Consider the following 230-nt stretch of genomic DNA (forward strand, 5'->3'; position numbering starts at 1 on the left):
GGGTTCTTCCGCTCGACCGACATCGACGTGATCGACCGCTACAGCCTGACGACCACCGTCCACAACGACGAGCAGATGCGGATGCTGGAGACGGCGCGGCTGTCGAAGCCCGTCAACGTGCAGCTCAAGATGAACAGCGGCATGAACCGGCTCGGCTACGCGCCGGAGAAATACCGCGCCGCGTGGGAGCGCGCCCGTGCGTGCCCCGGGATCGGCCAGATCACGTTGAT

The 230-nt window shown here is 65.7% G+C and carries 1 protein-coding gene; it reads left to right on the top strand.

What is annotated here, in order from left to right; genetic code table 11:
• On the top strand, window positions 1-230 hold a 230-nt coding region (locus SB772_RS46180), incomplete at both ends, for an alanine racemase (protein WP_410839290.1).

Source organism: Paraburkholderia sp. SIMBA_030 (assembly GCF_046535245.1).
Classification (GTDB): domain Bacteria; phylum Pseudomonadota; class Gammaproteobacteria; order Burkholderiales; family Burkholderiaceae; genus Paraburkholderia.